General features: G+C 46.8%; 1 tRNA gene. It reads left to right on the forward strand.

Annotation, left to right across the window (positions count from 1 at the left end):
• The first annotated feature begins 50 nt into the window (after positions 1 to 50).
• Positions 51 to 124: transfer RNA gene (locus JMF81_RS16275), tRNA-Ile, on the forward strand.
• The last annotated feature ends 216 nt before the right edge of the window (positions 125 to 340 follow it).

Here is a 340-nt window from a genome sequence, read left to right on the forward strand (position 1 = left end):
GGCGAGAGCCTGGAATTGAAGAGAGGGTCGTGGAAGCGGCCAGCCAGAATGGGCTTGTAGCTCAGGTGGTTAGAGCGCACGCCTGATAAGCGTGAGGTCGGTGGTTCGAGTCCACTCAAGCCCATAGGGAAGAGACAAACAGTCTGATTCCCAGTCAGCGTAAAGGATATAGATCATTTACGCGGATGTACCTTGAAAACTTCATACAAAACCAGAAAAGAGTCATTCTTTAGAAAAGAATGAGTCAAGACATCAGATTTCATCGAGAATTAACAACGAAGAAAGAAAACACAAAGCCCGCTGATGTAACGCTATGCATCAGTGAGGAATGAGAGGATCG

The sequence above is a fragment of the Anaerostipes butyraticus genome, assembly GCF_016586355.1.
GTDB classification, from domain to species: Bacteria; Bacillota; Clostridia; order Lachnospirales; family Lachnospiraceae; genus Anaerostipes; species Anaerostipes butyraticus.